General features: G+C 66.5%; 6 protein-coding genes and 1 pseudogene. All 7 read left to right on the forward strand.

The window, feature by feature from the left end; genetic code table 11:
- Positions 1-221 precede the first annotated feature (221 nt).
- Positions 222-557 carry an NIPSNAP family protein gene (locus ABZ881_RS30660; protein WP_358489515.1) on the forward strand — a complete coding sequence of 112 codons (336 nt, stop codon included), beginning with the start codon at positions 222-224 and terminating at the stop codon, positions 555-557.
- Positions 554-1,555, forward strand: coding sequence for an acryloyl-CoA reductase (locus ABZ881_RS30665; RefSeq protein ID WP_358489517.1), 1,002 nt, complete (start codon positions 554-556; stop codon positions 1,553-1,555). Before ABZ881_RS30660 ends, ABZ881_RS30665 begins: the two co-directional genes overlap by 4 nt.
- A complete protein-coding gene (locus ABZ881_RS30670) occupies positions 1,503-2,906 on the forward strand; it encodes an acyl-CoA dehydrogenase family protein (protein ID WP_358489519.1) in 1,404 nt (467 codons plus the stop codon). The genes ABZ881_RS30665 and ABZ881_RS30670 overlap by 53 nt, the downstream gene beginning before the upstream one ends.
- 206 nt (positions 2,907-3,112) lie before the next feature.
- Positions 3,113-4,339, forward strand: coding sequence for an AMP-binding protein (locus ABZ881_RS30675; protein ID WP_358489521.1), 1,227 nt, complete (start codon positions 3,113-3,115; stop codon positions 4,337-4,339).
- An 83-nt stretch (positions 4,340-4,422) separates the two neighbouring features.
- Entirely contained in the window at positions 4,423-4,770 is a 348-nt protein-coding gene (locus tag ABZ881_RS30680) for a cupin domain-containing protein (RefSeq protein ID WP_358489524.1), read from the forward strand.
- A gap of 85 nt (positions 4,771-4,855) precedes the next feature.
- Positions 4,856-5,833, forward strand: coding sequence for a nucleoside hydrolase (locus ABZ881_RS30685; protein WP_358489526.1), 978 nt, complete (start codon positions 4,856-4,858; stop codon positions 5,831-5,833).
- 78 nt (positions 5,834-5,911) lie between these two features.
- Positions 5,912-7,243: pseudogene (locus ABZ881_RS30690) on the forward strand (IS1380 family transposase); the annotation flags it as partial.
- Between the last annotated feature and the right edge of the window lie 156 nt (positions 7,244-7,399).

The following is a 7,399-nucleotide window of genomic DNA, read 5'->3' on the forward strand; positions in this document are numbered from 1 at the left end:
CTGGCGTGCTTGGTGGCGGTGGGCCAGCCCATCAGTGAGGTCATCAAGAACATGGAACTGATGGCCAAGGAGGTCTTCCCCGCCTTCGCCGAGGAGGGCTCCGCCTCAACTCGGTGATCCGTCGCCGTTCGATCGCTGCTGGGACGTGTATCCGGCGGTCCCCTCCTGGCGAGTTCCTGTGGCGGTCGGATCATAGCGCAACCGACAGAGGAGGATAGAGAATGCTATACGAGGTCCGAGAGTACGTCGCCACGCCCGGCCGCCTTGAGTTGCTCATCACGAAATTCAATGAGCACACATTCCGCCTGGTCGACAAACATCAGATGGACCTCGTTCAGATCGGCGTGACCTCGGTGGGCGATCACTCGTTGAATGAGGTCGTCTACACGCTCCGGTTCACAGATGTCGGAGACATGGAGCACAAATGGGGCGTGTTTGTCCGTGACCCGGAGTGGGTCGCCGTGGTTCGCGCGAGCGAGGCGGAGGGCCCATTGGTGCAGTCGCTGAGGCGGCGACTGGTCGACGCGAGCTCGTTCGGTGAGTGGGGTAAGAAGTGAGCAGCAGTGGCGGGCGCGAATTCCATGCGGTACGGATCCATGGAGTCGACGGCTCGACCCGGGTTTCGGTCGACAAGCTGGCCGACGACGACCTACCCTGGGGTGATGTCGAGGTCGACGTCTTCTACTCGGATCTCAATTTCAAGGATGGAAAGGTGATGGAGGCGGGCTCGCCTATCCCGCAGCACCTTCCTATCATTCCCGGTATCGACTTCGTGGGAACGGTGACCCGTTCTTCGAGTCCACTGTTCGCGGTCGGCGATGAGGTGGTGGCGAATGGCTTCGGTCTCGGGACCGATCGTGACGGGGGGCTGACGCAGCGGACACGCGTTCCGGGGGCCTTCTTGCTAGCACTGCCTTCGCGGCTTGATCAGCGGCGCGCCGCTGCGATCGGGACTGCGGGGTACACCGCCGGGCTGGCCGTTGAGGCGATCCTCGAGGCTGGTGTGAGGCCCTCGAACGGGCCGGTTCTGGTCACCGGCGCGGGTGGCGGCGTCGGAACGATCGCCATCGCCGTGCTAGCCCAGGCCGGCTTCGATGTCGTGGCGTCAACCGGACGGGCAGACCAGCTGCGGGATTCGCTGCTCCGGCTGGGGGCGCGCGAGATCATCGACCGGCTGCCGGCCGAGGCCAGCGACGGGTTGGCGACTCCCGCTTGGAGCGCGGTGGTCGACTCCGTCGGCAGTACGACCCTCGCCTCGGCTCTGGCAGCCACCCGCTACGGAGGCGTGGTCGCCGCGGTCGGTCTCGCGCAAGGGATCGATCTTCCTTCGACGGTGCTGCCGTTCATCCTGCGAGGGGTCTCGTTGGTCGGTATCGACTCCGTCTACGCCTCCGAGTACCGACGGCGGCGAGCATGGGACCGGCTGGCAAACGTGGACCACGAGCTGCTCGACTCGATCACTTCGGTCGTGGGGCTCGAGGACGCGGCGAGCGTGTCTCAGGATGTCGTGGCAGGCCGGGTACACGGGCGTGTCGTCGTCGATGTCCACAAGTGAGCGGCAAGGCGTTGTCGGACCTCCGGTCGTGCTCATCGATGGTGAGGTGCCGGGCGGCGCGGTGGCCGGTCTGCTCGGGCGGTCGGGCCCCCTCCGCGTGGCACCACCACGAGATGCCGACGGTGGGGGAGAGGACAGCGGGTGTGGTCATCCTCAGAGCGGTGACGAGGAACGGCCGGCGGCGGTGCCAGCGTCGCTCACGAATGGATCTCGGGTCGATGGCGATACGCAGCGTCAGCGCCGGAAGGGTCGGGCGCGGAGAGGGGACGTTGAGCGGAACCTGTTCCTGCCGGGAGAGCACGGCGCTGGTCTGACCAACCTGCAGTACGCGCCGCTCGCGGAGATCACCGGCTGCGCACCCGATCTCGCCCCGTCCGCTCTCAACTGCGCCGCGCCGGACACCGGCAACATGGAGGTGCTCTCCATGTTCGGCAACGAGGCCCAGCGAAAGGAGTGGCTCGACCCCCTGCTCGACGGACAGATCCGCTCGGCCTTCGCGATGACCGAGCCCGACGTCGCCTCCTCCGACGCCACCGACATCGCCACCTCCGTCGTGCGCGACGGCGACGAGTACGTCATCAACGGCCGCAAGTGGTGGATCACCGGCGCGATGAACCCCAACTGCCGGATCTTCATCGTGATGGGCAAGACCGATCCCGACGCCCAACGCCACCAGCAGCAGTCGATGGTTCTCGTGCCACGGGAGACCCCGGGCCTGACCATCGAGCGCGGCATGGAGGTCTTCGGCTACGACGACCATGACAACGGCGGCCACGCTGAACTGGCCTTCCACGACGTCAGGGTCCCGGTCACCAACCGGATCCACGAGGAGGGAGCCGGGTTCGCCATCGCGCAGGCCCGGCTCGGCCCCGGCCGAATCCACCACTGCATGCGCTCGATCGGCGTGGCCGAACGGGCCGTGGAGCTGATGTGCGCCCGCGCCGAGGATCGGGTCGCTTTGGGTCGGCCACTGGCCGAGCAGGGCGTGATCCGCGACTGGATCGCCGAGTCCCGCGTGCGCATCGAGCAACTACGGCTCCTGGTACTCAAGGCCGCGTGGCTGATGGACACCGTCGGCAACAAGGCCGCACATACCGAGATCCAGGCGATCAAGATCGCCACCCGGCTATGGTCCAGTGGATCCTCGACAAGGCCATTCAGACCCACGGCGGCGGGCCTCTCGCAGGACTTCCCGCTAGCCCGCGCCTACGCCGGCATCCGCACCCTGCGCTTCGCCGACGGCCCGGACGAGGTGCACAAGAACGCGCTCGCCCGCACCGAGCTGCGTAAGCAGGCCGCAGCCCTCGACCGCCGACGATCGGGCCGACAACTCGACGCGCGGCGTCAGTAGAACCGGTTCCGTCTCCCCGGTCGCGGTGCCGAGCGGGCCCAGATGTCAGTCGCTCAGCCAACCCCGGCACCAGCACTCCGGCGACGCGCGGCCACAGCTGCACCACCTGACCGTGGAAGCCCACCCCCGGACGAGAATCACGTCCCGCACGCTGCGCGATCACAAGACCGCGAACAACACACCGCAGAACCGCGAGAGGAGACAGCTTGAAGCGCGGCGTCAAGCACACGGGCGCAGGTGCCTCCTCACAGGACGTCGGCACCCTGATCGGCGGCTATCTCGGCAGCACGCCCCGCACCGAGGAGGCCACGGGGGACGACGTGGCGGTCATCAGCTACACCTCGGGCACGACCGGGCCTCCGAAAGGTGTGTTGAACACGCACGCCAACATCCTGCACTCCTCGCGGAACTTCGCGCAGTGGATCGACCTCGGCCCCGGCGACACGATCCTGGCCCTCGCGCCGTTGTTCCACATCACTGGGCTCAGCCTGAACATGGCAATCGCGCTGCTGGCCGATACCACCCTCGTCATGACCGGACGCTTCCGTGCGGAGAGCGTCATCAAGGCGATCGCCGAGAACAACGTTTCCTACACAGTCGGCTCCATCACCGCCTACAACGCTTTCATGAAAGTGCCGTGGGCTGGCGCCGAGCACTTCAGAACATTGACTCGCTGCTATACCGGCGGGGCACCAGTACCACCGTCGACCGTCATCCAGCTCCGCGAGAGATTCGGCCTCGAGGTGCGCAACGCCTGGGGCATGACAGAGACAACGGCAGGCGGCATCGCCACGCCGCTCCATCTGGAAGCCCCTGTGCACGCGCCGAGCGGTTCATTGTCGGCCGGGGTTCCCATGCAGAATGTATCGGTCAGGATCCTGGACCAGGACGGCACGGCATTGCCGGTCGGCCAGGAAGGCGAGCTCGAAGTCGAAGCTCCTCAGAACGCCATCGGGTACTGGCGGAATCCGGACGCGACCGCCCTCAGCTTCCCTGAGGGTCGATTGCGAACCGGAGACGTTGCCGTCATGGACGAGGACGGCTGGATCTACCTGGTGGACCGCCTGAAAGACATGATCAACATCTCGGGATTCAAGGTGTGGCCGCGCGAGGTCGAAGACGTCCTGTATGCGCACCCCGATGTCTTCGAGGTTGCCGTCGTGGGGGAGCCTGACGAGTACCGCGGCGAGACGGTGGTCGCCTACGTCTCACTGAACAGCGCTGCCACCGCGACTTCCGAAGAGCTGGTGGAGTTCGCACGAGGGCGACTCGCGGCGTACAAGTGCCCCCGGCGGATCTACATCGTCGACGACGTCCTAAAGACCGCGACCGGCAAGATCAAACACGGCGCCCTGCGCTCCGTGGAAGCCTCGACCGATGCATCGGTCAGCACCGTAGCAGAACTGGGCGAACTCACCTGCGATGAGTCATGAGCCTCGGTCAGGTGATCCCTGCCCGCATGGACGTTCGGGACTGCACCAAAGAAGTGAGAATTCCGCGAAAGGAAGTACATAGAATGACGCAGCATCTCGGAAACGTGTTCCGCTACCAGCTCCAGCCTGAAGGGTACGAATCACTAGAGGACGCCAGCACCACGGTACCGACCGGTACTTACCATATCGGCACTGTCGATGGGGCGGAGATCGGTGTATGGGAGGCGGAGCCAGGACTCATTGGGGGCTTGACCGACGACGAGGTCTTCGTGGTCCTGGAAGGACGTGCCGAGGTCACATTCGACGACACAAAGGAAACGATCCATATCGGACCCGGCGACGTCGTCCGCCTCAATAAGGGCCAGCGTAATACTTGGCGGACCATCGAGCGACTTCGGAAGGTGTCCATCTGGTCAGAGTCGGGCTCATGACGTGGTTATCCCGCTGCGAGCGCCAGCCGGCGCTCCCGGCCTGGTCGGCCACGATGCGAGAGGCTGACAGCAGATGCCCCGGCCAGTGATCCTGGACGTCGATACCGGCAACGACGACGCAGTCGCGCTCACGATGGCCGCCATGCACCCGGATGTCGAACTGGTCGGGTGCACGACGGTGGTCGGGAACCTGACGCTGGATCAAGCCACCGACAACACCCTCCGTGTCCTACACGCGATCGGCAAGAGCGAGGTCGAGGTCCACGCCGGCCTGGCCCGCCGCTTCGCACCGAGTCCTTACCCGTCCGCACCCAACCCGGCGGAAGGAATGTTCCACCAGGACACGCTGCCAGTCGGGGTGGCGGGGCTCACGCCACGCAGTTGGCGTGGCGTGGAATGGCTGGTCGAAACGTTGCGCCGCGCGACTCATCCGATCACCCTGATCCAGGTCGCCCCTCTGACCAACCTCGCAGCCGCGTTGACGGTGGCACCCGACGTCATCGACACGGTCGAAGAGGTCATCGTCATGGGCGGCGCATCGAAGTCCGGAAACCGGACACCAGCAGCGGAGTTCAACATCTACGCCGACGCCGTGGCGGCCGATGTCGTCTTTAGGGCTGGCATCGAGCGCCTCACCGTCGCGCCTCTCGACGCTACGCACGAGGTGCTCGTGAGCCGTGACGACCTGCGTCGCTACCGAGAGCTTGAGACCAGCGCCGGTCAAGTCGTCTCGGCTGTCACCGAGTACTACATCGACAGCTATTACGCAACCGATCCTCATGGCGTAGGGGCGCTTCTTTCTGCCCCTCTCCACGACGCGCTCTGCGTTGCTTACGCTATTGACCCAGCCGTTCTCGAGCTGACGGAGGTCACTGTCGACGTCGAAACGGTGAGCCCCCAGAATTACGGTCGGACAACCATTGATTACCTGCACGGGCGCAGCGGGACGGTGGGTAACGCACGTTTCGCTGTTCATGCCGACAGTGAGCGATTTCACCGGATTCTTGACGACTGCCTGAATTTGGATGCACCGGCGGGGTTCGGTGGTGAAGGTGCGTCGTAACACACGGATGCCCTTCTGCGCTGGGACGATGTGGCTTGTCTGAGGTCACGTCGGTCCGCGCAGAAGGGCATCCGCTGGATGCGACTATCCCATGTCCGTCGCGTCATGTCGGTGCGGTTCGATGATCCGAATCTCGTGTCGTGCGGCGGTCTCGCGCCGGTGATGGCGCTGGCTGCGCGGTGCGGTCTGGGTGGCCAGCTCGCCGAGCGGCTCACCGTGGCCGGTGCGGGCGGGGCGAACGCCGCCGCGAAGGTCCTGGCGCTGGTCGCGGGGATGGTCGCGGGCGCGGACTCGATCAGCGACATGGACGTGCTGCGTCACGGCGGGATGGGACGGCTGTTCGACCAGGTCCGCTCGTCCTCGACCTTGGAGGTGTTCCTGCGCCGGTTCACCCTTCGGTCAGTTCCGTCAGCTCGACGCCGTCGCCTCCCGGCTGTTGGCCCGCCTCGTCGCGGCCACTCCGATCCTGGCCGGGGCGCGGACCGTGGCGTTCGTCGATATCGATGACACCGTCGGGCGGACCTTCGGCTACGCCAAGCAGGGCGCCGGGCGCGGCTACAGCGGCGTCAAAGGGCTCAACGCGCTGATCGCCACGCTCTCCACCGCGGCCTCGGCGCCGGTAATCGCCGCGACCCGGCTGCGCAAGGGACCGACGAACTCGGTGCGCGGCGCGCCGACACTGCTCGCCGGCGCCCTGGCCACCGCACACCGGGCGGGCGCGACCGGGTTGGTGATCGTGCGCGCCGATTCGGCCTACTACGGCTACGGCATCGTCGCCGCCTGTCGCCGGGCCGGGGCCCGGTTCTCAATCACCGCCCGCCACACCAAGTCCGTGGCCGCCGCGATCGCCGCCATCGACCCGCAGGCGTGGGTGGCGACCCGCTACCCGAACGCCATCTGGGATGAGGACGAGCAGCGGTGGGTCTCCGATGCCGAGGTCGCCGAGATCCGATTCACCGCGTTCACCGGGCGTCGCCAGGCCGAGCATGTCACCGCCCGGCTGATCGTGCGCCGGGTCCGTCGGCTCAACCCCGCCACCCGAGCCCGCGGCGGCAAGGACGAGTTGTTCGCCGCCTACCGGTATCACGCGGTGTTCACCGACAGCCCCGAACCGATACTCACCGCAGAAGCCCAGCACCGCGACCACGCCATCGTCGAGCAGGTCATCGCCGACCTGAAGGACTCCGCACTGGCCCACCTGCCCTCTGGGGTGTTCACCGCGAACGCCGCCTGGCTGGTCTGCGCCGCGATCGCCCACAACCTCACCCGCGCCGCCGGCGGACTGGCCGGCTCGATCCATGCCCGCGCCCGCACCGGCACCCTGCGCACCCGCTTGATCACGCCCCGGCTCGGATCGCCCGCTCCGGGCGCCGCTTGGACCTGCACCTACCGCGGGACTGGCCCTGGGAACCCGGATTCGACAACCTGTTCCGCCGCGCCCTGCATCACCCCTTGCCCACCGCTGATGGCGCGGGACTGTCTGATCTTCGGTGTAACTGGTCCGACACGCCGAGCGCAGCTCGGTGGGAGGAGCAGTCATGACCAGCACGATCGAGCCTGTGCCCG

The sequence above is a fragment of the Pseudonocardia sp. NPDC046786 genome, from assembly GCF_040645415.1.
GTDB lineage: Bacteria > Actinomycetota > Actinomycetes > Mycobacteriales > Pseudonocardiaceae > Pseudonocardia > Pseudonocardia kongjuensis.

Coding starts and splice junctions, on each gene's coding strand:
- ABZ881_RS30660 (WP_358489515.1), top strand. CDS start 222: ATGCTATACGAGGTCCGAGAGTACGTCGCCACGCCCGGCCGCCTTGAG.
- ABZ881_RS30670 (WP_358489519.1), top strand. CDS start 1,503: ATGTCGTGGCAGGCCGGGTACACGGGCGTGTCGTCGTCGATGTCCACA.
- ABZ881_RS30680 (WP_358489524.1), top strand. CDS start 4,423: ATGACGCAGCATCTCGGAAACGTGTTCCGCTACCAGCTCCAGCCTGAA.